At 71.8% G+C, this 23745-nt stretch carries 23 protein-coding genes, 4 tRNA genes and 1 pseudogene; 14 read left to right on the top strand and 14 right to left on the bottom strand.

Annotated elements, in window-relative coordinates; genetic code table 11:
* Positions 1 to 97: 97 nt before the first annotated feature.
* Positions 98 to 1111, top strand: coding sequence for a glycosyltransferase (locus BM414_RS09080; RefSeq protein ID WP_093579344.1), 1014 nt, complete (start codon positions 98 to 100; stop codon positions 1109 to 1111).
* Here BM414_RS09080 and BM414_RS09075 read toward each other — a convergent pair.
* The 3 genes from BM414_RS09075 to BM414_RS09065 all read right to left on the bottom strand — a co-directional run bounded on the left by BM414_RS09075 (position 1072) and on the right by BM414_RS09065 (position 3041).
* Positions 1072 to 1563, bottom strand: a complete 492-nt coding sequence (locus tag BM414_RS09075; protein WP_093579128.1) for a GNAT family N-acetyltransferase — start codon at positions 1561 to 1563, stop codon at positions 1072 to 1074. The genes BM414_RS09080 and BM414_RS09075 overlap by 40 nt on opposite strands.
* 445 nt (positions 1564 to 2008) lie before the next feature.
* Entirely contained in the window at positions 2009 to 2239 is a 231-nt protein-coding gene (locus BM414_RS30135) for a hypothetical protein (protein ID WP_217644627.1), read from the bottom strand.
* A gap of 136 nt (positions 2240 to 2375) precedes the next feature.
* Positions 2376 to 3041 (bottom strand): 3-keto-alpha-glucoside-1,2-lyase-like domain-containing protein, encoded by a 666-nt coding sequence (locus BM414_RS09065; RefSeq protein WP_139245762.1) that lies wholly within the window; start codon positions 3039 to 3041, stop codon positions 2376 to 2378.
* A 522-nt stretch (positions 3042 to 3563) separates the two neighbouring features.
* Between BM414_RS09065 and BM414_RS09060 the strand changes: the two genes are divergently transcribed.
* From BM414_RS09060 to wecB, 5 genes are all read left to right on the top strand, one after another.
* Positions 3564 to 5204 (top strand): DUF2334 domain-containing protein, encoded by a 1641-nt coding sequence (locus BM414_RS09060; protein WP_139245761.1) that lies wholly within the window; start codon positions 3564 to 3566, stop codon positions 5202 to 5204.
* Between the two features lie 72 nt (positions 5205 to 5276).
* Complete coding sequence (locus tag BM414_RS09055; RefSeq protein ID WP_093579125.1) at positions 5277 to 5462, top strand: hypothetical protein; 186 nt, start codon at positions 5277 to 5279, stop codon at positions 5460 to 5462.
* Positions 5459 to 6808: a glycosyltransferase family 2 protein gene (locus BM414_RS09050; protein ID WP_217644626.1), complete on the top strand. Its 1350-nt coding sequence runs from the start codon at positions 5459 to 5461 to the stop codon at positions 6806 to 6808. The genes BM414_RS09055 and BM414_RS09050 overlap by 4 nt, the downstream gene beginning before the upstream one ends.
* A gap of 4 nt (positions 6809 to 6812) precedes the next feature.
* Positions 6813 to 7505: a 3-keto-alpha-glucoside-1,2-lyase-like domain-containing protein gene (locus BM414_RS09045; RefSeq protein WP_175551511.1), complete on the top strand. Its 693-nt coding sequence runs from the start codon at positions 6813 to 6815 to the stop codon at positions 7503 to 7505.
* A gap of 26 nt (positions 7506 to 7531) precedes the next feature.
* Positions 7532 to 8698 carry a non-hydrolyzing UDP-N-acetylglucosamine 2-epimerase gene (gene wecB, locus BM414_RS09040; protein WP_093579123.1) on the top strand — a complete coding sequence of 389 codons (1167 nt, stop codon included), beginning with the start codon at positions 7532 to 7534 and terminating at the stop codon, positions 8696 to 8698.
* Positions 8699 to 8974: 276 nt separating this feature from the next.
* On the opposite strand, the gene BM414_RS09035 is transcribed toward wecB, so the two are convergent.
* The 3 genes from BM414_RS09035 to BM414_RS09025 form a co-directional block, all read right to left on the bottom strand.
* Positions 8975 to 9048 (bottom strand) — tRNA-Phe (locus BM414_RS09035).
* A gap of 24 nt (positions 9049 to 9072) precedes the next feature.
* Positions 9073 to 9146: transfer RNA gene (locus tag BM414_RS09030), tRNA-Asp, on the bottom strand.
* A gap of 15 nt (positions 9147 to 9161) precedes the next feature.
* Positions 9162 to 9234 (bottom strand) — tRNA-Glu (locus tag BM414_RS09025).
* A gap of 148 nt (positions 9235 to 9382) precedes the next feature.
* Here BM414_RS09025 and BM414_RS09020 point away from each other — a divergent pair.
* The gene (locus tag BM414_RS09020; protein WP_217644625.1) at positions 9383 to 10042 is read left to right on the top strand and encodes an AMIN-like domain-containing (lipo)protein; all 660 of its coding nucleotides are present in this window, start codon (positions 9383 to 9385) and stop codon (positions 10040 to 10042) included.
* A 64-nt stretch (positions 10043 to 10106) separates the two neighbouring features.
* Here BM414_RS09020 and BM414_RS09015 read toward each other — a convergent pair whose 3' ends face one another.
* The 4 genes from BM414_RS09015 to BM414_RS09000 all read right to left on the bottom strand — a co-directional run bounded on the left by BM414_RS09015 (position 10107) and on the right by BM414_RS09000 (position 13289).
* Entirely contained in the window at positions 10107 to 10430 is a 324-nt protein-coding gene (locus BM414_RS09015) for a hypothetical protein (protein ID WP_093579122.1), read from the bottom strand.
* Positions 10431 to 10453: 23 nt separating this feature from the next.
* Positions 10454 to 11986: a metallophosphoesterase gene (locus tag BM414_RS09010; RefSeq protein WP_093579121.1), complete on the bottom strand. Its 1533-nt coding sequence runs from the start codon at positions 11984 to 11986 to the stop codon at positions 10454 to 10456.
* Positions 11987 to 12098: 112 nt separating this feature from the next.
* A complete protein-coding gene (gene wrbA / locus BM414_RS09005; RefSeq protein WP_093579120.1) occupies positions 12099 to 12701 on the bottom strand; it encodes an NAD(P)H:quinone oxidoreductase in 603 nt (200 codons plus the stop codon).
* 117 nt (positions 12702 to 12818) lie between these two features.
* Positions 12819 to 13289, bottom strand: coding sequence for a GtrA family protein (locus BM414_RS09000; protein WP_093579119.1), 471 nt, complete (start codon positions 13287 to 13289; stop codon positions 12819 to 12821).
* A gap of 180 nt (positions 13290 to 13469) precedes the next feature.
* On the opposite strand from BM414_RS09000, the gene BM414_RS08995 reads away from it, so the two are divergent.
* The 5 genes from BM414_RS08995 to BM414_RS08975 all read left to right on the top strand — a co-directional run bounded on the left by BM414_RS08995 (position 13470) and on the right by BM414_RS08975 (position 18088).
* Positions 13470 to 13907 (top strand): VanZ family protein, encoded by a 438-nt coding sequence (locus BM414_RS08995; RefSeq protein ID WP_139245760.1) that lies wholly within the window; start codon positions 13470 to 13472, stop codon positions 13905 to 13907.
* Positions 13908 to 13917: 10 nt separating this feature from the next.
* Positions 13918 to 14799, top strand: a complete 882-nt coding sequence (locus BM414_RS08990) for a Rieske (2Fe-2S) protein (protein WP_093579118.1) — start codon at positions 13918 to 13920, stop codon at positions 14797 to 14799.
* A 138-nt stretch (positions 14800 to 14937) separates the two neighbouring features.
* Positions 14938 to 15672, top strand: a complete 735-nt coding sequence (locus tag BM414_RS08985; protein ID WP_093579117.1) for a hypothetical protein — start codon at positions 14938 to 14940, stop codon at positions 15670 to 15672.
* An 868-nt stretch (positions 15673 to 16540) separates the two neighbouring features.
* The gene (locus tag BM414_RS08980) at positions 16541 to 17752 is read left to right on the top strand and encodes a serine hydrolase domain-containing protein (protein WP_093579116.1); all 1212 of its coding nucleotides are present in this window, start codon (positions 16541 to 16543) and stop codon (positions 17750 to 17752) included.
* A gap of 263 nt (positions 17753 to 18015) precedes the next feature.
* Positions 18016 to 18088: transfer RNA gene (locus BM414_RS08975), tRNA-Lys, on the top strand.
* A gap of 203 nt (positions 18089 to 18291) precedes the next feature.
* Here the strand turns inward: BM414_RS08975 and BM414_RS31775 are convergent.
* The 4 genes and pseudogenes from BM414_RS31775 to BM414_RS31325 form a co-directional block, all read right to left on the bottom strand.
* Positions 18292 to 19242, bottom strand: a pseudogene (locus BM414_RS31775) (tyrosine-type recombinase/integrase); the annotation flags it as partial.
* 204 nt (positions 19243 to 19446) lie between these two features.
* The gene (locus BM414_RS08965) at positions 19447 to 20481 is read right to left on the bottom strand and encodes a hypothetical protein (protein ID WP_093579115.1); all 1035 of its coding nucleotides are present in this window, start codon (positions 20479 to 20481) and stop codon (positions 19447 to 19449) included.
* Positions 20465 to 20920 (bottom strand): DUF6932 family protein, encoded by a 456-nt coding sequence (locus BM414_RS08960; protein ID WP_093579114.1) that lies wholly within the window; start codon positions 20918 to 20920, stop codon positions 20465 to 20467. The genes BM414_RS08965 and BM414_RS08960 overlap by 17 nt, the downstream gene beginning before the upstream one ends.
* 524 nt (positions 20921 to 21444) lie before the next feature.
* Complete coding sequence (locus tag BM414_RS31325; RefSeq protein ID WP_281246722.1) at positions 21445 to 21579, bottom strand: hypothetical protein; 135 nt, start codon at positions 21577 to 21579, stop codon at positions 21445 to 21447.
* Between the two features lie 656 nt (positions 21580 to 22235).
* On the opposite strand from BM414_RS31325, the gene BM414_RS08955 reads away from it, so the two are divergent.
* Both BM414_RS08955 and BM414_RS08950 read left to right on the top strand, forming a co-directional pair.
* On the top strand, positions 22236 to 22676 hold the full coding sequence (locus BM414_RS08955; RefSeq protein ID WP_093579113.1) for a hypothetical protein: 441 nt from the start codon (positions 22236 to 22238) through the stop codon (positions 22674 to 22676).
* 9 nt (positions 22677 to 22685) lie between these two features.
* Positions 22686 to 23393, top strand: a complete 708-nt coding sequence (locus BM414_RS08950) for an 8-oxoguanine DNA glycosylase OGG fold protein (protein WP_093579112.1) — start codon at positions 22686 to 22688, stop codon at positions 23391 to 23393.
* Positions 23394 to 23745 lie beyond the last annotated feature (352 nt).

Raw genomic sequence — 23745 nt, 5'->3', positions numbered from 1 at the left:
GCACGATCCCGGGTATCGGAACTCACCGGAGTTCATCGAGGAGCACCGCCCCTGCTGTCGCAGTGCTCGACTGCAGGAGGAGTGCGCCCACCGCGTGATGCACGCCCTACCGCCATCGGCGTCCCCGGCGCGGATCCGGATCGCGACGGTGCCGCACGCCGATCCCTACGTCGACGCCGTGCTGCCCGCCTCCGCGGTGCGGGTGGGTCCCCGGCACGACCGGAGCCCGTGGCTGGACCCGGCCTACCTCACCGCGCACGCCGGCCGGGTCGACGTCGTCCACGTGCACGCCGGCTACGGCCACCTGCCCGAGGACGAGGTGGTCAGCTGGACAGAGGCGGTGCGCCGCACCGGCGTGCCGCTGGTCGTCACCGTCCACCAGCTGCGCGACCCCGCCCAGCCCGGGCGGCACCGGCACGACGCCCACCTGGCCGCACTGCTGGCCACCGCCGAGGTGGTCTTCACGCTGACCCCCGGCGCGGCCGACGAGATCGCCGAGCGCTTCGGACGGACGGCGATCGTCGTCGCACACCCGTCGGTGGCCGTGCCCGATCCGGACACCGGCGCCGAGCGGGGCCTGGTGGGCCTGTCACTCGGCACCCCGGTGACGGCGGTGCCCGACCCCGCGGCGATGGTGCGCGCGGCCCTGTCCGGAGCGGTCTCCGGCGGCGGGCGGCTGCGGGTCTTCCTCGAGCCCGGGCAGGAACTGCCGGGCGCGACGGAGCTGACCCGCGCCGAGGGGCTCGAGGTGGTGACCCGGGACCCGGCGCGCTGGGCGGCGCAACTGCAGGAGCTGCACGTGGCAGTGCTGCCGGAGCGCTGCGGCACCCACTCGCGCGACCTGGAGGTGTGCCGCGACGTCGGCACGCGGGTCGTGGCGCCCAGCTGCGGCTGGTTCGCCGACCAGTGGTCCGACGTCGTCGTCTACGGCAACGACGAGGTGTGCGGATTCGACCCGGTCTCGCTGGGGGTGGCGGTCGGCGCGGCACTGGCCCGCCCGATGCCGCGGCCGGCCGACCGGGCGTGGCGGTGCGAACAGCGGGCAGCGGTGCAGGCCGTGCACGAGCAGGTCTACGACCAGGTGGTGGCCGACCGCGTCGTCGGGGTCTGAACCGTGCGGGCCAGGTCGACCACCCACAGGCCCGGCAAGACCTCCCGCTCGGCGACCTCCCGGAACCCGGCCCGGGCGTAGAGCCGGCGGGCCGGGGTGTTGTCCCGGCCGGTCGAGACGGTGACCGGCCGGTCCCCGGCCAGGTCGAGGACGGCGGCGACCAGCGCCCGGCCGGTGCCGCGGCGCGCGTACGCCGGGTCGACGACGAGGCGGTCGACGTCGACGCCGTCGCTGGTGGACTGCCAGCCCAGGGCGCCGAGGACCGCCGTGCCGTCGCGGGCGACCAGCCAGGACAGGCCGGCCGACGTCAGGCCGGCCAGATCCTCGTGAAGCGCGGGGATGCGGTCGTCGCCGATGAGCCGCGCCTCGACGGCGTAGGCGGCGTGCTGGACCTCGAGCAGGCGGGCGGCCAGCGCCGGGTCCCGAGCCGGGTCGCGGACCTCGACGACCACCGGGCTCCGTCCGGGGAGAGAGTGTGTGGGCAGGGGCGGGGTCGAACCGCCGACCTCTCGCTTCTCAGGCGTCACGCCGCTGACCTCGACATCCATTCGTCGTATGGAGCGGAGAGCGGCACGTCGGAGCCGACGTCACGCGGTGGCCGGAGGAGTTCCGACTCACAGAACCGGGCAGATGTGTCAGCACGAATCGTGACGGCATGATCGTCCTTCCCTTGCGGGCGGACGCGCCTGCGCGAGGCCAGCGTCAACGGCCCGGCCGGGTGTTCGTGGCCCGTCGGGGCGGCAGGGGGCCGACCACCACCATCCTGGGTGCCAGGGAGCCGGCCGACCTGGTGGAGCGGATGCTGTCTTGATCCGGAGTAGGTCGTGGTGCCAACGCTCGCTGGGCCGACTGAAGACCAGAGCCCCGATCACGGCACCGACCGGATGGAGGGCGCGATCATCCGCTCCCAGCCGTGCCGATGCCGAACTCGTCGCTGATCTGCAGCAGCGCTCCGGAGATGATGCCCGTTTCGTAGCCGTTCAGCAGCCCCGAGATGGCCGACACCAGCGCCACCACGACCACGGCGCCGGTCGGCCCACCGCCGCCGTCGGGGCGGGCGTTCGCGGCGACGGGGTCCGTGGCGGCGACACTGGACGGGGTGGAGCCAGGGCCCTCGGTTGCGGCCACGGGGGCTCTCTTGCGTCGTCGTGGGAGTGCAGCCCCCGCAACGCTGCGGCCGCCGCCACGCGAAACCGCCTGTCGGAGGCCGTGCCGGGCACCCACCCGGGCGGGCGTGCCGCTCGGGGCGGACGGGCCGGCGACGTCAGTCCGCCCGGCGGATCTCCAGGTCGGCGTGCTCCACGTGCGCGTCCTCGGTGTAGAGACCGACGTGCCCGCCGGAGTAGGGCCGCTCGCGGTCGACGAACCGGGTCAGCCGCCGGCCGTCGCCCCAGACCTCGATCGTGTCGCCGGTGTGCCGGACCCGTGCGGTGTGCCAGTCCCCGAGGGGGAAGGTGGGGCTGGAACCGGTGGCGAGGAAGCGCTGGGCGCCCGGGTAGGCCGGGTCGGCCTTCCCCAGTTCCCAGCCGTTGGGCTTGAGGACGAGGTAGTAGAAGTGCTCGTCGTCGGAGTGCGCCCACAGCAACCAGGGCACTTCCCACGTGTTCGGGTTCGACGCGCGGAGTTGCTCGACCGTGCGTTGCCGCACGATCACGTCGACGGCCCCGTACTCCTGCACCGTGACGGCGAGCGCTGCGTGGGTCTCGTCCTCCCACGTGGCCGCCATCGGTCGCTGGGAGAGCACCGCCGGCTCGCCGCCGCGCAGGAGGACGGTGCCGTAGCCGTCGTAGAGCGACCGCCAGGCGCCGTGCCGGCTGCCGTCCACCCAGGGGGCGTCGGTCTCGATCCCAGCGAACGGGTTGCCGAGGAGGACGTCGTCACGCGCGAGAGCGGGCCGGTCGGTCACCGGGTCCTCCGCTGCCCCGTCCACGGCCTCCAGCGTGGCGGCGTCCCCGGCGGCGTGCCGCGCGAGGTCCGCGGGGCCAGCGCAGCCGAGGAGGGCCGGCACGAGGAGAACGGAGGCAGCGACGGCTGCTGTGGTCGCTCGGGACACACGCATGCTGGTATCTCCGATGCGAGGGCGGGTGGGGACCAGATGGACATTCGTTACGCAATGTAGCCACGTGCTCACCCTAGCCTGCCCCGACGCGCCCGACGGTACTGGATCGTGGCTATGGCCCGAACGGAGCGCTGCGGGAGAACGGCGTCCATGTCCCGTGGCACTCGGTGACCGTTCCGAATACGACCGTGCATTCTCGCAAAGGGTCAGCGATCACTGACTCGGCGTTACGCAAAGAAATCGACGGGAAGCCTGTACGCACCGCAGATGGACTGCTTCTATTTCTGCAGTATTCCGGCCGCTGCACCCATCGAGATGCGCGAGACGCGTTTCCCGTGGTGAGGACCCTGCGGTGTGAGGAGCTGAGGAAGCGGACGGGGAGTGGTCAGCCCGATGGAGGACACGGACGACGTGCCGTCGCGGCCCAGGGTCCTCGCCCGGTGGCTCCTCGCACTCGTTGTGTGCACGGCCTTCTTCTCGTCCGCCGCCCTGGTGGGCCTGTCCGCGGCCGTCCGGGTCGAGGAAGCCGGGCAGCGCCGCGCCGACCTCTCCGGGCTGGAGTTCCCAGCGAGTGCCGTGCAGGCCCCGTCCGCGCCGTCGGGTACGGCGTCCTCGCTCGTCCTCTTCGACGACACGGGCGAGTACCAGCAGATGTCCCAGCTCTACGGCATGCTCGCGGCGGCGCTCGGCTCCCACTTCGGTACACCACAGGTCCACGGCGTCTCCACCTACGCGCCGGGTGAGATGGGCGCCCACCGGGGGGTCGTGTACCTGGGTACCAACGCCGACCAGGTGCTCCCGCCAGCCTTCGTCGCGGACGTGAGGAACGGCGGCACGCCGGTCCTCTGGCTGGGGGCCAACCTGGACGAGCTGACGGGCCTGGAGGCGCAGGGGATCTCCTGGACCCCCGCCGATCCGCGGCCGGCGCTGCGGGTCGCGTACGAGGGCGCCGAGCTCTCTCGACCGTCGGATGCCGGTGCCCCCGCCGGCATCACCGTCACCGACCCCACCAGGGTGCAGGTCCTGGCCGACACGGTCCACGACGACGGGAGCAGGACCCCCTGGGCCGTGCGGTCGGGCGCCCTCACGTACGTCGCCGAGGTCGCCCTTGACCCCGCTGGAGAGAGCGGGGACCGCTACCTCGCCGTCTGCGATCTGTTCATCGACCTGCTCCGACCGGATGCCCCCGTGCGGCATCGCGCCCTCCTGCGCCTCGAGGACGTCAATCCCCTGTCCGATCCCGAGGAGCTCCGCCGCACGGCCGACGCGCTGAACCGGGCCGGCGTGCCGTACAGCTTCGCCCTGTACCCGGTGGCCGTCGACGGCCTGGACGTCGAGCCGCGCCGCACGGTGAGACTGGTGGAGCGGCCGGACGTGGTCGAGGCGGTCGCCCACATGATCCAGCGTGGCGGCACCATGGTGCTGCACGGGTACACCCACCAGCTCGGCGGCCAGCGGAACCCCGACACCGGCGGCAGCGGCGCGGACTTCGAGTTCTTCCAGGTCCAGCGCGCGCCCGACGGCGCACTGGTCTACCAGGGCCCGGTCCCCGGGGACTCGCCGGCGTGGGCCACCGAGCGCCTGCGTTCCGCCATCACCGAGGTCACCCGGACCGGTCTGCCGAGGCCGCAGGTGTTCGAGTTCCCCCACTACGCCGCCTCCGCAGCCTCCTACGAGGCGGCCGCGCAGCTCTTCGCCGCCCGTTACGACCGGCCCTACTACCTGTCGGGAGGATGGAGTGCCGGCCCGATGAACGACTTCCTGTTCGCCCAGTACGCGCCCTATGTCGTGCGCGACGGATACGGGAGCACGGTCATCCCGGAGAACCTCGGCTTCGTCCAGGGGCCGCCGATCCCCGCGGTGGGCGTCGGGTCCCTGCAGGCCATCGTGGACGGTGCCCGGCAGAACCTCGTCGTCCGGGACGGTGTCGCCAGCTTCTTCTACCACCCTTACCTGGGCACCGAGGGACTGCACTGGATCGTCGACCGGCTCCAGGACCTCGGCTACGAGTTCGTGTCCCCGGGGGAGCTGTGAACCCCGTGCCGCCGTCGCCCGCTCCCGGCCGTCACCAGCACGCCGGCCGCCCGGCCGAGCGCGGGAGCGGCGATGGGTGACGCGGCGTTCGGGCTCGCGCGCTTGGCGCTGGCGACCGCCGGTGCGGCCTTCACCTGCTACCTGCTCGTGCTCGTCTGCCTGGTCGTGGCCAGCCGGTTCCTCCACCCCCCACCCAGGCACGTCCAGCCCCACCGGGCCCGGAGGCGTCCTCGTGACGCCGGTGCGGGGAACCCGTGACCACGACCGGGATCCTCATCCTGGCGGCCTCTGCAGCGGTGATCTGCTCGCTCACCTACGCCCTCGGGATGTACCTGGAGACCGGTGTCGTGCCACTGCGCCTCCACCGATCAGGGACCGGCACCCTCTTCTTCGTGTTCCTGGTCCCGTGCCTGGACGAGGAGGAGGTGCTGGCTGGCACCCTCGACCGCCTGATCTCCCTGCCGCTGCACGAGTTCCTCGTCCTCGTCATCGACGACGGTTCGACGGACGCCACCGCCGACATCGCCCGGGCGCACCCGGACCCCCGTGTACGCGTCCTGCAGCGGACGCTGCCTGACGCCCGGCGCGGCAAGGGAGCCGCCCTGAACGCCGCGGTGGACCACCTGGTGACCGTGGAGCTGGCGGACCGCGATCCCGACCGGGTCGTCATCGGTCTGCTCGACGCAGACGGCCGCCTCGACCCGCACACGCTCGAGGCCGTCGTGCCCTACTTCGCCGACCCGAGGGTGGGCGGTGTGCAGATCAGCGTGCGGATCGGCAACCGGCGGCAGGGACTCCTCACCCGCCTGCAGGACATGGAGTTCGTCACCTACACGTCGATCTTCCAGGTGGCCCACAACAGGCTCGGTATCGCCGGTCTGGGTGGCAACGGCCAGTTCACCCGGCTGGCCGCGCTGACGAGTCTCGGTCCCGCCCCGTGGTCCGACGTCCTCACCGAGGACCTCGACCTGGGCGTCCGCCTGCAGCTGGCCGGCTGGTGGACCTTGCACTGCCCCCTCGTCGCGGTCCACCAGCAGGGCCTCACGAGCCTGCGCCGGCTGGTCCGACAGCGATCCCGCTGGTTCCAGGGCAACCTGCAGGCCTGGCGGCTGGTGCCGCAGGTGCTGCGACACTCGTCGGGGCGCGCGGCCGCCGAGACTCTGCACACCATCCTGATGCCGGTCCTGATCCTGGTCAGCTCACTGATGGTGCTGTCGCTTGTCGCCTCGGTCGTGGGGGTCGCGGCCTCGCCGCTGGCACGGGCACAGGTGCTGCAGTGGCCGGTCCTCCTGTCCTGGTACCTGCTGACCTTCCTGCCGGGAGTCCTGTTCGCGCACGTGTACCGGCGCCGAGGGGATCGGATCAGCCGGCTGGGTGTCGTCCTCTTCGGGCACGCCTTCGTCCTCTACGGGCTGTTGTGGATGGCCGCGGGCTGGTGGGCGGTCCTCCGGGTACTGCAGGGCCGCCGCTCGTGGCTCAAGACCGAGCGGCTGCCCGACCGCGCCCGGTCCGGCCACACCGGGGTCGGGTCGGACGGCGTCGTCGTCGCCTTCCCCGGCAAGGGCACCGGTGCCCGATCGGCCTCCAGCCGACGGGGAGCCTGACCCGGTGGGTGCCGGCCGCGGGGGGTTCGCCCGGTCGCTGCTCGGCGGCCTGGTCACGTGCACACTCCTCACCGGGTGCACCGGCGGCGACGTCGCCGATGCCGACGCCACGGACTCCGTCGTCTGCGATCCCTGGCACCAGGGAGACCGATGCGGCGGGTGGCGGCTGGCCTTCGACGGCTACGGCACCGCCAGCGGCACACAGCGTCCCGAGGGCTGGCTGTACCGGCTGGCGCCGCAGACCGTCGACGACGAGAGCAAGACGGCCGCTGCGCTGGCGCTCAGCGAGCAGGAGTTCGGGGACGTCGAGGTCTCGGTGCGGCTGAGGACACGCGAGCAGCTCCGCAGACCGAGGGGGAACCCCTGGGAGGTCGCCTGGCTGGTGTGGCACCACACCGACAACCAGCACTTCTACTACGTCACCCTGAAACCCAACGGGTGGGAGGTCGGCAAGGCCGACCCCGCGTTCCCCGGTGCCCAGCGGTTCCTGACGAGCGGCACGGCACCGACCTTCCCGGTGGGGTCCTGGTACGAGGTCCGGATCCGCCAGGTGGGCGCCGAGATCGAGGTGTCCGTCGACGGCGCACCGCTGGCGCGGGTCGTGGACACCGGTGACCCCTACACGGGCGGGTCCGTGGGGCTCTACACCGAGGACGCCGCCGTCGAGTTCGAGGACATCCAGCTCACGGCCGTCTAGGCCGGTCGACCTCCCGGAGGTAGGACATGAGGCACGTCATGGTGGTGTACGGAACTCGTCCGGAGGCGGTGAAGATGGCGCCCGTCGTCCGCGGGCTCGACGCGGCCCCGGACCTCGCCGCCTCGGTGGTCCTCACCGGCCAGCACCGGTCGATGCTCGACCAGGTCAACGAACTGTTCGACATCCAGGCCGAGCACGACCTGGACATTATCGAACCGCGGCAGACCCTGGTCGGGATCACGGTGCGGGCGCTGGCGGGCCTCGTCCCGATCATCCACGACCGGCAGCCCGACGCAGTCCTGGTACAGGGCGACACGACCACCACGCTCTCCGCTGCGCTCGCGGCCTTCTACGAGCGGGTCCCCGTCGTGCACCTGGAGGCGGGCCTGCGCACGGGCGACGTCACCTCGCCCTTTCCCGAGGAGATGAACCGGCGGCTGACCAGTCAGCTGGCCACCCTGCACCTGGCACCGACGCAGGCCAGCCGTGCCAACCTGCTGCGGGAGGGGGTGGACGCCGCGAACGTCGTCGTCACGGGCAACACCGTCATCGACGCGCTCGTCGACGTCGTGCGCCGGCGCCACCCATACACCGAGCCCGCCCTGACCACCCTGGACGACGACGACCGGCCGGTCCTGCTGGTCACCACCCACCGCCGCGAGTCGTGGGGCGAGCCGATGCGCGGCGTCGGCCGGGCGGTCGCCACCATCGCTCGGCGTCACCCGGACCTGCGGGTCGTGGTCCCGGTGCACCGCAACCCCGTGGTGCGGGAGGCGTTGCTGCCGGAGCTCGAGCAGCTCGGCAACGTGCTCGTCGTCGACCCGCTCGCCTACGGGGACTTCGCCCGGCTCATGGCCCGCGCCACGCTCATTCTCACAGACAGCGGCGGCGTCCAGGAGGAGGCGCCCAGCCTCGGCAAGCCGGTGCTCGTCCTGCGGGACAACACGGAGCGACCCGAGGCGGTGGAGGCGGGCACGGTCCGGCTCGTGGGCACCGACCCGGACGTCCTCGTCCGCGCCACGGAGGAGCTGCTGACCGACCCCGCCGCCTACGCCACGATGGCTCGGGCGGTGAACCCCTACGGCGACGGTGCGGCCGCCGGACGGTGCGTACAGGCGGTGCGGCACCTGTTCGGCCTCGGTCCCGCGGCGGAGGAGTTCCGGTCACGCGTCCTGACCGCGGGCGCGGCGTGAGCAGGGTCCCGCGGTCAGCTCAGCAGGGGTGGTCACCGCTGTCGGATCGCCCGGCCCACCGTCAGCCAGGCACCACGTCTGAAGCTCGTCCACCGCGCCTGGGTACAGCCGCAGTGTGTTCGGTGACTTGCCCTCGGCGCGCAGGGGGTCACGAAGTCACGGCGCAGGTGCTGCCAGTGAGAGGTCGTGCGGCGAGAGTCATGCGGTTGCCGACACTCGTACGTGCATGTCTTCAGCGCTCGACCACTCGCAAGACCGCAGGTCGCATCAGCAGTGTGGGCAGGGGCGGGGTCGAACCGCCGACCTCTCGCTTTTCAGGCGAGCGCTCGTACCGACTGAGCTACCTGCCCCTCCCGGTGACTCGCACCGGAGAGCGACCCTGACGGGACTCGAACCCGCGACCTCCGCCGTGACAGGGCGGCGCGCTAACCAACTGCGCTACAGGGCCTTGCTGTGTACTGCGTGCCCCCAACGGGGTTCGAACCCGTGCTACCGCCTTGAAAGGGCGACGTCCTGGACCACTAGACGATGGGGGCTCGTTCTTGCCGGGGGCAGGGAGAACGATACATGGCCTCCGGGGCGACTCCGACACCACCCTCCTCCCGGGGCGCGGCGGCTCCTCCCCTCGGACGACACGGACGCGTGGTCCCCGGCACCGGGCCGGCCGGCTGTCACGATCGCCGCGTGTTCCGCCGCGCCCTCGTCCCCGTGTCCTCGGTGCTCGCCGCAGCGGTGCTGCTGACCGGCTGCGCGGAGGAGGGCAGGTCGTCGGCGGGCTCGTCGTCGGCCGCGACGTCGTCCTCCAGCGCCGCCGCGGAGACCGGCGCGTCCGACGCCCCGGCGAGCGGGACCCCGGCCGGCAGCGACACCGACGCCGACACCGGCACGGCCGCGCCGTCGTTCCCGGCCGACACGCAGCCCGACACCGCCGAGGCGTCGGCCGACGCCTCGGTGACCGTCACCGACATCCGCACCGGCCGGCACGACGGCTTCGACCGGGTCGTGTTCGAGGTCGGCGGTACCGGCACGCCGGGCTGGGACGTCCGCTACGTCGACGCCGCGAGCTCGCAGGGCAGCGGGGACGCGGTCGACGTCGCCGGCGAGGCGGTCCTCCAGGTGACCGTCACCGGCGCCGGCTACCCGTACGCGACCGGCGTCGAGGAGTGGTCGGGGCCGGACCCGCTGCCGGGGCAGGGCACGGCCACCGTCACCGAGGTCGTCTTCGACGCGACCTTCGAGGGGACGACGGTCACCTTCGTCGGCACCCGCACCGAGGCGCCGTTCCGGGTGTACGCGCTGCAGGACCCGGCCCGGGTCGTCGTCGAGGTCGCCGACCAGTCCTGAGCCCGGCCCCGCTGCAGGGGCCCGCCGCGAGCGTGCGAGTGGCGGGGGACAGCGGGGTCCTTGCTCAGTTGAGGCTGGCGGTGAGCTCGACGGAGTCGCCGCTCACGCTGGTGCACTCCAGGGACAGCGGGCCGGCCGCCACGGTCTCGCCCTCGCCGCAGGACACGCTGGCGCCGGCGACGGTGATCGACGCCCGGCCGTCCTGCACGCCGCCCAGCGTGACCGTCGTGCCCAGGATGTCGACCTCGCTGCCCTGGCCGTCGAGCGTGACGGTGCAGGACGAGCCGGAGCAGGAGAAGCCGTTCGAGGTGAACGAGCAGCCCGCGACGGGGACGAGGACGAGCGCCCCGGCGAGGAGACCGGCGGCCAGTCGGGGAGTCGGTGCCATGACGCGAGCGTAGGACGGACGGTTCAGCCCGTCGGGGAGGCGGGGGTCCCGGTGCCGTCCCCGTTCCCGTCCCCGCTGCCGTCCCCGCTGCCGTCCCCGCTGCCGTCCCCGCTGCCGTCCTGGGTCTCCTCGGCCGCCTCCTCCGGCACGACGGTGCGCACGATGGTCGCCTCGGTCGCACCCAGGCCGCCGAGCGTGATGTCGTCGTAGGCCACCAGTGCCCCGGTGTCGGGGTCGAGGTAGAGGACCGTGCAGGTCAGCGGCTCCGGGTACTCACCCTGGAGGCCGCGCAGGCCCGCGCCGCCGGTCGAGCCCTGCACCATGAGCAGCGTCCCGTCGTCGAGGGTCTCGACCTCCCGCTCGTGCGTGTGCCCGGCCAGGACCAGCGGGACGACGCCGTCCAGGGGGGCGGCCTGCTCGGGGTCGTGGACCATCGCGATGGCCGGTGGGTCGGGCTGCTCCTCGGCGACCTCCGCGAGGTCCTCGCCGCTCTGCTCGAGCGACTCGAACCCGTCGGTGGCGTCCTTGTCAGGGGTGAAGCGGGGGTCGCGCGCGCCGACGACGGTGAGCCCGGCGACCGTCGTCGCCGAGTCGTCGAGCACGGTGGCGTTGGGCTGGGCCGCCACCAGCCCGGCGGTGACCGCGGAGTCGTGGTTGCCGCGGATGTAGACGTAGGGCACGCCGAGCGCACCGATGGCTCCGATGACCTGGTTCTCCGGCTCGCTGCCCCAGTCGGTGATGTCGCCGGTGTCGAGCACGGCGTCCACGTCGAACTGGCCGGCCACCTGCGCCACGAGGTCGAAGCCCGCAGGGTTCAGGTGCAGGTCGGAGACGTGCAACAGCGCGACGGTGTCGGTGGGGCCACCGGGCGCCGGCAGGGCCGACAGCGCCGAGTACAGCGCGCCGACGTTGGCGACGAGGTCCTCGAGCGATGCCCGGTAGGCGCTGAACCGGGCGACGATGTCCTCGGCGCTGCCGATGAGGCTCGTCGCGTTGACCAGCAGGCCGGTGTAGGTCGGCTGCGACAGCGCCTCGGGGCGCCAGGTGGCCGCGCCCAGACCGGCGGTGCCCGCGAGCAGCAAGACGGAGACGCCTGCGGCGATCAGCGGCTCGCGCCAGCGGCGGTAGGTGACGAGCGAGGCGAGGACGGCGCCGCCCACCGCGGCGGCGCCCGTCGTCCAGGCCAGCCGGACGACGGCGTCCTGCAGGTCGGCGCTGACGCGGTCGACGATGCTGTCGAGCTGGGCCGGGTCGCTGACCAGTGCCTGGATGCGGGTCTCGTCGACGCGCCGCAGTTGGACGTCGAGCCCCAGCGGGCCGTCGTAGGCGTCGACCTCCAGCGCGCCGAGCGGCGGGACCTCGACCGTCGCGGCACCGCCGGTGGGGGTGAAGGCGAGGGTCGCGTCGAACGGGCCGATCGGGGAGTCGATGCGGCCGAGCAGCAGGATGCCGATCAGGGCCCCTGCGGCCGCGACCAGGACCCGCAGCGTCCAGCGCCCGGCGACCCGTCGACGCTGCGCCCAGGGGCCGGCAGCCGGCGGCGTGGGGGCGCTCATCCCGCCGAGGCTAGCGACGGCCGCCGTCCTGGCTCACCGCGCCGCGTCCTGGCTCCCCGTCGGAGGCGAGCCAGGACGCGGCATGACCGGTGGGAGCGTGGTGCCGATCCGGTCAGGCGGCGAGCTTCGCCGACACCTCGGCCAGACGACGGCCCTGGTAGCGCGCGGCGGCCAGCTCGGCATCGCTGGCGGTGGCCGACTTGCCACCCGAGGCGTTGGAGACGCCGTAGGGGTTGCCGCCGGCGTCGAACAGCAGCGGGTCGGTGTAGCCGGGCGGCACGATGACGGCGCCGAAGTGCGAGAAGATGTTGAAGAACGTCAGGATCGTCGTCTCGTTGCCGCCGTGGACGTTCTGCGCGCTGGTGAAGGCGGTCGCGCCCTTGTCGGCGAGCTTGCCGGTGAACCACAGGCCACCGAGCGTGTCGATGAACTGCTTCATCTGCGCGGCGGGCGTGCCGAAGCGGGTCGGGCTGCCGAGGGCGTACCCGTCGGCCCACTCCAGGTCGGCCGGCGTGGCCTCCTGGACCTCGTCGGCGGTGGCGTCGACGTGCGCGCGCCACAGGGGGTTGGAGTCGATGGCCTCCTCGGGGGCGAGCTCGGGCACCCGGCGCAGACGCACCTCGGCGCCGGCCTCCTGGGCGCCCTCGGCCAGCGCGGCGGCCAGCTGGTGCACGTTCCCGGTGGACGAGTAGTAGATGACGGCGATCTTCGCCACGGTTTCCCTCGGCTCTCGTGTTGCTGGTGATCATGTGGTTGCACGTTCAACCACTGGACCACAGTGTGCTCCGGACGGGCGTGCGTCAAACACGCGGGGTGGCCCGGTCCGGGAGGCTCAGGCCGACTGCGGCCGGAAGACCCAGCGAAGGGCCAGGAACCGCAGCGTGCCGATGGTCCCGGTGACCAGGGCGATGACCGCGAGCTCCGCGATGACGGCGGGGTCGGCGACCGTGGCGTTGAACCAGCTCAGCGCCAGGCTCGTGGCGACCATCCCGGCGATGGCCAGCGCACCGCCCTCCCACTGTGCGGTGAACCAGCTGACGCGCTCGCCGGCGTGGAAGGTCAGCCGCCGGTGCATCTCGTTGGCCAGCATCGAGGACAGTGCCGACCCGATGACGTTGGCCTGGACGCCGCCCAGATCGTGCAGCAGCCAGAACAGCAGCGCGTAGACGGCGCTGGAGAACCCGCCGACCATGACGAACCGGGCGAACTGGCCGAGGGTGCGGTCGGACCGCGCCAGTGCCAGTGCGCCCCCGGCGAGGTCGGTGACCGCGACCGGACGGCTCAGCAAGGAGGGGCAGGTCATGGCGTCCCTCCTCGGTCGTCCCGTCGTCGTTCGTCTGCAGTCTCCAGCCTCCTCCTGACACTTCCCGGTGACCATCAGGAAAATCCCTGAGGTCGCCCCTCAGGGTGTGCGTCCGCTCACTCCGCGCGGTCCCAGGTCGTTCCCAGCCGCCGTGCAGGGAGGTGAGCCACGGTCGGGGGCATGAGGTCGCTGCTGTCCGCCGTCCTGGCCGCCGCACTGGCCCTCGTCGCCGTCCTGACGCTCGTACCCGCCGGGGGCGGCGGCTGGGCGTGGGGATCGCCTGCCGTCGAGGCGCACTGGTACCTCTCCGGCCTCGACTCCGGGGCCACCGTGCTGCAGCTGCTGGGCAACCTCCTCCTGCTGGCGCCGGCCGCCGCGCTCGCCGTCGTCCGCTTCCCCGCTCTGCAGTCCCCGGCCGTGCTCGCGGTCGCGGCCGGCACCGCCGGTGCGGGGATCGAGGTGCTGCAGTGGCTGCTGCCGCTGGGCCGGGTCGTCTCGCCGCTGGACGCGCTCCTCAACGCGACCGGCGCGCTGGCGGTCGGCCTGCTGCTCACGGCGCTGATCGGCCCCGGCGCCGCGCGGCTGCGCGGCGGCTTCGTGGCGCCCTGCCGGGGGTAGTGAGGCGCGCATGAGCCTCATGGGTTTCCTCGACCGGATCGCGGACGTGAGCACCTTCGACAAGGCCATCGAGCCGGCCCGCAAGGCGGTCCAGGCGGTGCTGAAGCCCGGAGTGCTCAAGGATGCGCTGCACGGCACCTGGCTCGGCCACCCGCTGCACCCGGTGCTCGTGCAGGTCCCCGTCGGCAGCTGGACCTCCGCCGGCCTGCTCGACGCCGTTCCGCCGCTGCGGCCGGCGGCCACGGTGCTCATCGCCACCGGGGTCGCGGTGTCGGTGCCCGCGGCGATGTCGGGGGCGGCCGACTGGTCGGAGCAGGAGATCGGCGTGCAGCGGCTCGGGGCGCTGCACGCGCTGTCCAACGTGGCCGCACTCGGGCTCTACGTCGGCTCGCTCGTCGCTCGCGCGAAGGGTCGCGGCACCCTCGGCCGGGTGCTCTCCTACACCGGGCTGGGCATCGCCACCGGCTCGGCGGCGATCGGCGGGCACATGTCCTACGCGCAGTCCTCGGGCGCCTCGCACGCGGCGACGGCGGCCCGCGCGCTGACCTCCGACTGGATCGACCTCGGGCCGCTCGACGACCTGCCCGAGGGACGCCCGGCGATGCGCACCGGCGACGGGAGCGGGGTGTCCGTGCCGCTGGCCGCCGTCCGCCGGGGCGCGCGGGTCGACGTCTTCGTCGGCTCCTGTTCCCACCTGGCCGGGCCGCTGTACGAGGGCAGCGTCGAGGAGGTGCGGGGGCACGCCTGCCTCGTCTGCCCGTGGCACGACTCGGCGTTCGACCTGGACAACGGGGAGCCACGGCGCGGTCCGGCCGCCAACCCGCAGGAGAAGCTCGAGGTGCGGATGGAGGCCGGCCGGGTGATGGCGCGGCTGCCCGCCCGCCACCAGTAGTCCTACGCTCGCCGCATGCGGCGGACGGCGACGTGGCTCGCCGTCCTGCTGTGCACCGCGTGCGGGTCCGCGGAGTCGTCGGCGTCCCCAGCGCCGTCGTCCTCTCTCTCGTCGTCCACGCCCGCTCCGGTGCCGGCGGTGCCGGCCGTGCCCGGCATCGAGGCCGAGGCGGTGGAGCTGCGCACCGACGAGGCGATCGGCGGCCAGGTGCAGGTGCGGATCACCGACACCGGGACCGAGGCCTTCACCGTCACCTCCGTCGCGATCGACTCGCCCGGGTTCGCGCCGCTGCCCGACCGCGCGGTCACCGCGGCATTCGCACCCGGCCGCACGATCGACCTGCCCACCCCGTACGGCGACGCGCTCTGCGACCGGGCCGCCGAGCCGGCGGCGGCGCGGCTGACCGTCGTCCGGCCCGACGGGCGCACCGAGGCGCTCCGCGTGCCGCTGGCCGCCGAGGTGCTGGGGCGCATCCACGAGGAGCGGTGCGCGGTGCGCGCGGTCCTCGCCGTCGCGGACGTGACCGTCGACGGGCTGTCCCCGGACGGCGACGCGGTCACCGGCACCCTGACGCTGGCGCGCGCCGGTGACGACGACCGGCCGGTGACGGTGACCCGGCTGGAGGGCAACGTCATCTACGACGCCACCGCCGACCTGCCGCGGACGCTGGGAGCGGGGGAGTCGACGCTCGAGGTCGGGCTGGAGTTCACGATGGCCCGCTGCGACGCGCACGCGCTCGCCGAGGTCAAGCAGCCCCACCTGTTCCTGCTGGGCCTGCAGGTGGCCGACGACCACGAGGTGGCCGCCGACCTGCCGCTCGACGAGGCGCAGCGGGACGAGCTCGCGGCGCTGATCGACCGCGCCTGCCGCTGACCCGCTGACCGGACCCGGCCCGACGTGGGACCGGCCCGGCCGTCCGGGGGGAACGGACGGCCGGGCCGGGATCTGCGCGCGGGCACCGTGGCCCGCACTGGTGATGACCGTAGGTAGTGGCAGTCAGTGCCACAGTCCCCTGAACGGGTACAGGCACCCGACCGGGTGGTGGGCCTCGTCACGCAGGGTTGCGGGCAGGCGGCGGGGGGCACCCCGGGCGGGTGTTCCTCTTCGTCTCCGGCCGGTTGGGCTGCCTGGGCTCCCTGCTCGTGTCGGCGATCCTGACCCTCGTCGTGCTGCTGGTCCTGGACGTGCTGTGACCGGTCCCCACGGCGGAGGGGACGGCTGTCGCAGGACGCGCCGCCGACGGCCGGTGACCGCCGGGTCGGTCTGGGGGACTCGACGGTGCCGGGCCTCTGGTGGATGCAGAGAACCCTGTTGAGTTGCGTTTCGGCTGACGCAGCGAACAGTCCGACGTGCGTTCCAGGACGCTCCTCTTCCTTCGGTGGAACGCCGCAGCTCCCCGTGTGGAATGGAGCTGAGCGGCATCTCCGGAAGTCCGCGACCCCTCGTGTGGGAGCGGTTCCCTCTCCCACTCGCTGAGCCGTCGCTCCAGTCGCCGGCGCCCGCGTCGATGCTGGCTCCGGTGATCCTCCGACCACCTCCCTCGCACCCCGGGTGACGACCCTTCGCTCGTCGGCGGTTCCGGTCGTCGAAATCGCCCGCACCGCGGCGTCGGCTGGGAGGCTCCGCCGGCCCGCCCACACCGAGGTCGGCCACCAGAGCGAGTGGCCTCGCGCCCGAACGGATGCGTCTCATGACCATGCAGCGCAGCAGGAGCCGGATTCGTACTGCTCGGCGAGGCCTCGTGGCGGCAGCCGTCCTGGGCGTGCTCACGCTCGGGGTGACTGCGGTGCCGGTCGGTGCCACGACGACCTCCGCTGACACTCCGCAGGAGGAGACGGCCTCGGCTATCGCGGACATCGTGCACAGCGCGATGGCCGAGGGTCACCTCCGGGCGGTGATCGTCGAGGTCACCCGGGGCGGGGAGGTGGTGACGAGGCAGGCGTTCGGAACGTCGATGGACGGCGTGCCGGCAACCACCGACATGCACGTCCGCAACGGCGCCGTCGCCTTCGCCTACCTGGGCACCCTCCTCATGCAGTTCGTCGACGAGCACGAGGTCGGGCTCGACGACACCATCGACCGCTGGATGCCGGACCTGCCCGAGGCCGACGAGGTCACGCTGAGGATGCTGGCCAACCAGACCTCGGGCTATCCCGACTACGAGACCGATCCGGCCTGGGAGGCCGCCTGGAGCGCCGACCCGTTCCACATCTGGACCTTCGAGGAGCGGCTCGCCTACGCGTTCACCCGCCCGGTCGCGTTCCCCCCGGGGACGAACTGGAGCTACGCGCACACCAACTTCATGATCCTCGGTGAGATCCTCGCCGAGGTCGGCGGGAAGCCGTTGGACCAGCTGCTGCGCGAGAAGGTGCTGGGCCCGATGGGCCTGACCGACACCGAGGCGTCGGTGACCTCCGGCGTCCCCGACCCGGTGCTGCACACCTTCAGCTCCGAGCGCCGGGGAGCGCTCGGCATCGCGCCGACGACCGCCTTCTACGAGGAGTCGACGTTCTGGAACACCCAGTGGGGCACGCCGATCGGCGCGAACCAGACGACGACCATCAGCGACATGGCCACGACCGCGGCGCAGGTCGGCACCGGCGCCCTCCTGTCCGAGTCCAGCTACCACGCCATGACCGACCCGAACCTGCTGGGCTTCGGGCACCCGGACCCCAGCTGTGCGCCCTCGTGCTTCACGCAGGTGGAGGGGTACAACTACGGCCTGGGCGTCGTCCGCTCCGGGTCGTGGATCCTGCAGAACCCGCTCCTGGCCGGGATCAGCGGGACGGCGGCGTACCTGCCCTCCCAGGAGGTCGCCGTCGCGGTGGCCGCGACGTACCTGCCCGGCGCGTTCGACGCCGAGGGCAACTACGCCAACGCCGCTGACCACCTGTTCCGGTTGATCGGGGCGGCCGTGGCACCGGACGATGCACCTCCGATGCCGTCCGGCTGAGGCGCTGCGTCGACTTGCCGGTTGGTGGGACCCGCACGATGGAGGAGTCACTCACGCGCAGGTGACATCCGGCGCCAATCAGCGCGAGGAACGGACGTGGCCTCGCTTCGAACCGCAGCGAGCGGCCTCCAGTCGTCCTCCGCGTTGTCTCGTGGGTGCCGCTGGCCGCCCCGGCGGCGCGCTAGCCTCGCAGCGGGCCGCAGACGCCCCAGTTGTCTCACGCGTTGTCTCGTGGGTTCTCTGGAGGGTTCTCTGCACCCACCGGGCCTCTAGCTCAACTGGCAGAGCAGCGGACTTTTAATCCGCGGGTTGTGGGTTCGATCCCCACGGGGCCCACCGTGCCGAGCAGCAGTTTTGCGTCCTGGCGCCTGTCCGGACGAGGGCTGCGCCCACACCGCGCCCACACGCGCGGAAGCCGCCTCCCGTGCGGCAGCGTCCATCCGGGCGGCCAGATCGCTCAGGTCGTCGTCGAACAGGCCGGAGTAGACGTCGAGCGTCATGGCCGCCGAGGCGTGCCCGAGCATGCGTTGGACCGCCTTCACGCTGGCGCCGCTCGCCACGGCTAGCGAGGCGGCGGTGTGCCGCAGGTCGTGCGGCGTGACGTCGGTCAGCCCCACCGCGCGCACGGCCGGGTCGAAGACGAGCCGGCGCCAGTTGCGCAGCCGCAGCACCGTCCCGCTCGATGTGGTGAGCAGGAAGTCGTCTCGGTGCTTGCCGGCGCACCGCTGCGACAGGGTGTCGACGAGAAGCTCCGGGAGCGGGACGGTGCGCTGCTGGTGCGTCTTGGGGGTGCCGAACACCGCTTGGCCGGCGACCTCGGTAACGGACTCAGCGATCGTCAGGCGTCGGCGGAGGAAGTCGACGCGTCTGACCCGCAGCGCGGCCATCTCGCCAAAGCGCAGGCCGGTGTACGCGAGCAGGCGGATGATGTCCCCGTCCTCGCCCGCTGCGTCTGCGAGGCGCTCGACCTCGTCCCGCGTCAGGAAGCGGGGCTCGTCCCGGGTGACCCGTGGCAGCGGCACCCGCTGAGCCGGGTTTCGCGGTATGCGGCCGTCGCGGACGGCGAGGTCCAGCAGCAGGGACAACACCCGGTGGGCCTGTCGGACGGTGGCCGGCGCGAAGCCGCACTCGAGCGTCCGCGCCACCCAGGTAGCCACGTCGGCATGCCGGACGTCGGCGAGACGGTGCGCTCCCCAGGTCGGCAGGATGTGCGCGCGAAGAAGGCTGGCGTAGCGCTGCCGAGAGCTCGGCTTGAGGCCGACCTGCGCAGACAGCCACTGCTCGGCCCATACCGCGACGGTGACCCGGCCCCGCTCAGGTGCGGTCCAGGTATGCGTGACGAGCGCCGAGGTGGCTTCCTCCAGCCATCGCCGGGCGTCGATCTTGCGGGCGAAGCGCCTCTCGTGCTGCCGCCCGCTGGGATCGCGATAGCGAGCGCGGTAGCGAGTCGTCCCGTCACTGGTCTTGAGGGCAGCGATGCTCCCGGCCATCGCGCCAGGCTGACCGGCCTAGATGTCGTTGTCGACAGTCCCTCTGCAGAAGTTCTCCAGTGCTGCCGCCCTGTGGATGACAGTCGTTGGCGGCCGTCGGCTGTCATCGCCGCACCTGGGCATGTCCCCGCAAAGTGGACTGTCGTGGCGCCCGGGTGCTGAGGCGATAGCTGCTCCTCGACCTCCGTCAACGGACGATTCGTGTCAGTCCGAATCGTCAAGCGGCGCCTCGACCAACTCAGCGTCAACGGGAGGCGGAGAGTGCGGGTCGAGGACTTGACGTCCGCTAGCGTCGTCCAGCGTCAACACCTCGACCGCTGTGTACTCAGGTCGTTCAATGCCACCAGGCGAGACGTGCATCTCCAGTAGTGCGTCAACACGCACCCGCTGACCGATGCGCAGACTGGACGTAACCGCTTCAGCGATCTCGCCAGGCTTGATACGGATGGTCTCCTCAGCATCCGTGCGCAGCTCCCATGCGCTGTGGTCGGAGATCGTCCGTAGCGTTCCGACGAGCTGCACAGACTCAACGTCAAGACTCTGACCCGCAACGAGTTCCCCTAGCCACCGTGCCGTACCGGTCGACAGCCGGGCAGTCCGCCGGGTGCGCGACGGCGTGGCCCAAGACCACTCCAGCTCGATACCGGAGTCCACGACCGCGCCCGCGAGTCCCTTGATTCCGGCCGCTACCCGCGCGCCGTACTCGTCGATGTCACGGCTGAGAGCAGCTGTGTCGGGGGCAGGGCTTGATGCTTCGCTTAGGACGTCGATGAGCGCATCTGCGCTGCGGTCCACCAGCGTAGTTTGGTCGTCGATGAGCGGGACTTTTCCTCCCGGATAGAGCTCCTCAACGGGGGACGCCTCTGGCACCACGAACAGCATGACGGACCCTGGCGCTGTACCCGCCAGCAGGCGAAGTTGCGTAGCGGATCGGAAGCGCTCGGCGACTACGCCGACTTGTGACTTCGAACCCTCCATGGAGGCGCCGAGAGCGGTGACCAACTTCTGAGGCTTGGTCATCATGTCGCCAGCGCCGTCGAGCCGGGCGCTGTTTGCATCCACAGCAGGGCCTGTAAGACGTACGACGCCGTGGGAACGCGTCACGCGCCCGAGCGCTTGCTCCGCTGCCTGAGCGTCAACGCCCATGGGAGCCAGATCGCTCGCGGACAACCAGTCGGGAGTCTCGACGCCCTTGTAGCGCGCAAAGAAGGCGGCGGCGTCCTTACTCAGGGAAGCCATCGAGCACCACCTCTACGTAACCCCGCCGAGGCAGCGCGTCCGCCGTTGTTCTTGGGGCACCCTTTGGACCGTTGCGCACACGCTGCCAGAAGTCATCCCAGTATCCGCGCCACATGGCGTACTCCTGATCCCTCGCGTCCTCCATCTCGATGCCTGGCCGGGGCCTCCAAGGCAGGATCGAGCAGTCGACCCGCATGTCGTCCTGGCGTATAAGGCCGTTGGCGAAAAGCGAAAGGTAACGGCGCGTTTCCGGATCTGCGCGTGCCGTATTAAGCAAACCCTCGTCGACAACCCAAACGCAGTCGATGTCGTTGGGTTCAAGCGTCTCGGAGAGAAACGAGCCGCCGAGCCAAGCGGCACATACCGGTACCACCTCACGTAACGCAGCGGCGGCCTGCTGCCACTCGCCCACATCGCGCGGCGGTTCGTCGAGGACCATTTGGAGTCGTCAACCCAGACACTCTCCACCTGAGTTTGAGTCAGACGAAATCTGCCAGGCGGCAGGGTGCCTGACGAGAAATCAAGCACCACCACCTTCCACCCCCGTTACCCCCCGGCACACGCCCGTGCGTGTCCAGCTCAGGGCAACCGTAGTGAGGGCCTGGGACAGTCGCCCAGTCGGGACACCACCACCGGGTGACGGCCTGAACTGGCGAAAGCGTTCGTCAGCGTTGCGTTGACGAGGTCTTGAGCGCCTTGACTCTCTCTACCTGCAAGCACGTCTCGAGCACCTCCAGGGCCGCCCGCTGAGCTTCTGCGCGAGGTGTCCCTCAGGCCGCTTTCGGGGCTACCGCAGCCGACGACTCAACCCGACGCGCAGCAGCGAGCACACCGCGGCGTAGAGGCGACTCACGCCCGCATACGAGCCCGACGTCCGGCGAGTTGCCAGGTGGCTTCGTGGCGTAGGCCGGCCCACTGCTGGGCCAGCATCGCCCTCGCCATCGGACTGAAGCTGCTGGGTGGTTACTCGCCCAGCAGGCCAGCGAGGTCCTGCGCGGCGCCGACGACCCCATGCACCACCCGGAACAGGTAGATGGTCAGCACCAGGTTGGCGATCAATGCGATGAACGTGCAGACATGGAGGATCTTCATACCCACGTCGCCTCGCGGGGGCTGCTGAGCCGGCCAGGGCGGAGGTTGCTGGGCTGGCCACGCCGAGGACTGCTGCCAGGTTGCCGGGAACGGCTCGGACTGCATGACCTCTCTATCGGCAGAACCACCGTGCTGCGAGACCTGCAGCCAGAAGCTGCCGACAGTGTCGGCCAGGGTGCTGACGATCAGCTGGACGACGGCCGCCCGCGTTGTGGGCTACCTGCCAGCGGTGCAGTGACGTGTGCGCGCCCTGCCAGCGGTGCAGTGACGTGTGCGCCCCGCAACCCGTCACAACGAGTTGCGCGGTGCCCAATGCATGAGGTGTGTCGCCGCTTGGTCCGTCGCTTCTTCAGTAGAGCCCGCGCGCAGCAGTAGGCCGGCTTCTGCCTGGCGGACGCCCCTGTGGGCGGTCCCGTTGGCGGGTCGCTTCAAGCTCGAGACGGCCGAGGACCTTGCTGGGATGGGCGTCCTTCATGCGCCGGCCGTATCAAGTTCGCAAGGTCCTCGGAACCCGCCCAGGATCGGTACCTGCCCTCCAGGACGACCTCTGCTGATGTCCCCCAACCACCTGTCGGCGCCAGCGTCCCCACATGCCACACCGGTCTCAAAGCTGCCGAGTCGCTTCCGGAGGCCGCGTTGGGCGGTCTCTACGGTCCACGGCCATGCGCACCCGTACAGCCTTGACTCTCGCCGTGCCCGCCGCCCTCGCGCTCACCCTGGCAGGTTGCGGAGGTGACGACACCGGCACCGCGGCAGCGCCCAGCAGCGCCATCTCGTCGTCAGCTACGTCCGCTGTGCCGGACCTGAGTGCCAATGATGTCGACGTCCTCACTGACCTCACCGCCGGCCAAACGTGGGCGGCGCTCGTGTCAGAGGCAACTATCACCGAGCCGGGCCGGCTCGAGGTCACCACCGCGATCGTCGACCCCCGCGGCGGAAGCACCGGCACCTTGGAGGCGCAGCAGGCCCTGCAGGTGTGCCAGGGAGCGCTGGCGTACATGCAGCAGCAGGGCCAGTCCGATCCCTACGTGAAGGTCAATGAGTCGAACGGGACGACGTTCGCGTTGCGAGAGCGCGGCGCCGCGGGCTGCGCCGAGGTCTGATCCGCCGTCATGAGCTACCCGCCTCCGTTCCCGTTCCGCGGCCCAGCTCCGGACCGGGAGACGGTCGTCCTCGACCAGGCAACCACCGTCTCCCTGCGGGCGTGGCAGGCCGCGCTGCCCCTGGAGTGGCTGCCGCCGGCCTTCCGGGATTCCGACAACCGCAGGATCCGCGTGCAGCGCCGTGACGTCTTCGCCCTCGCCGAGCAGGCGCACACGCCGGTCGGTGCGGTGCACACCTACGTTGCCGCGGCCGCGTGGGGCAGTCGGTCTGGTCGAGAGGTCAGCCGCCGGCTGCGGGCGTTCACCGATGTGGAGGCGGTCGCGGCCAAGCTCGCCGCAGTCACAGGGATCCTGGCCGCGGACGGCGCGGAGGCCGGCTTCACGGCGCTTCTGCACGGTGATCAGCGGATCGCCCACGTGGGGCCCGCGTTTGGCACCAAGTTCCTGTACTTCGCCGGCTACAAGTGCGTCCCGTCGGGGCCGCAGCCGCTGATCCTGGACGAGAACACCGGCGTGGCCGTGCAGCGGCTCACCGGTGCTCCGTGCCCCTACGTGCAGGTCAGCCCCACCGACTACGCCGGCTACCTGCGGATGCTGCACCGGTGGGCGGAGGCATGGGGCAACTGCGAGCCCGACGTCGTGGAGCGCGCCGTGTTCGACGTCGGGAAGGCCCCTCGGCTGGCGGTCAGCGCACTCGCTGGCGTTCCCTACGCCTGAGTTTGCGGGTCATCGCCGTCACCAGCCTCCTGCGGGCGGCGGTAGGTAGCACTGCCCATGCGGCGCCCACACGGCGCCCACAGAACGGCCCGTCAAGGCCGATGACAATCGCTCGCAACCAATCACGAATGTGCAGATCGAAGGCCAGATTGGCGTCGAGTGCGCTGGTCAGAAGAGTGTCTCGGACGAGCTTTTAATCCGCGGGTTGTGGGTTCGATCCCCACGGGGCCCACCCTGTTGGGCTGCAGTCTGCGTCCTGAGGTACACCCGGATGAGAGCCGCGCCAACGCCGCACCCAGACGCGCGGACGCCGCCTCCCGCGCCGCGGCGTCCATCCGGGCGGCCGGACCGC

It is taken from the genome of Geodermatophilus amargosae (assembly GCF_900116515.1).
Lineage (GTDB): Bacteria > Actinomycetota > Actinomycetes > Mycobacteriales > Geodermatophilaceae > Geodermatophilus > Geodermatophilus amargosae.
The sequence above is the reverse complement of the archived record's forward strand: the minus strand, read 5'-3'. Positions and strand labels throughout refer to the sequence as shown.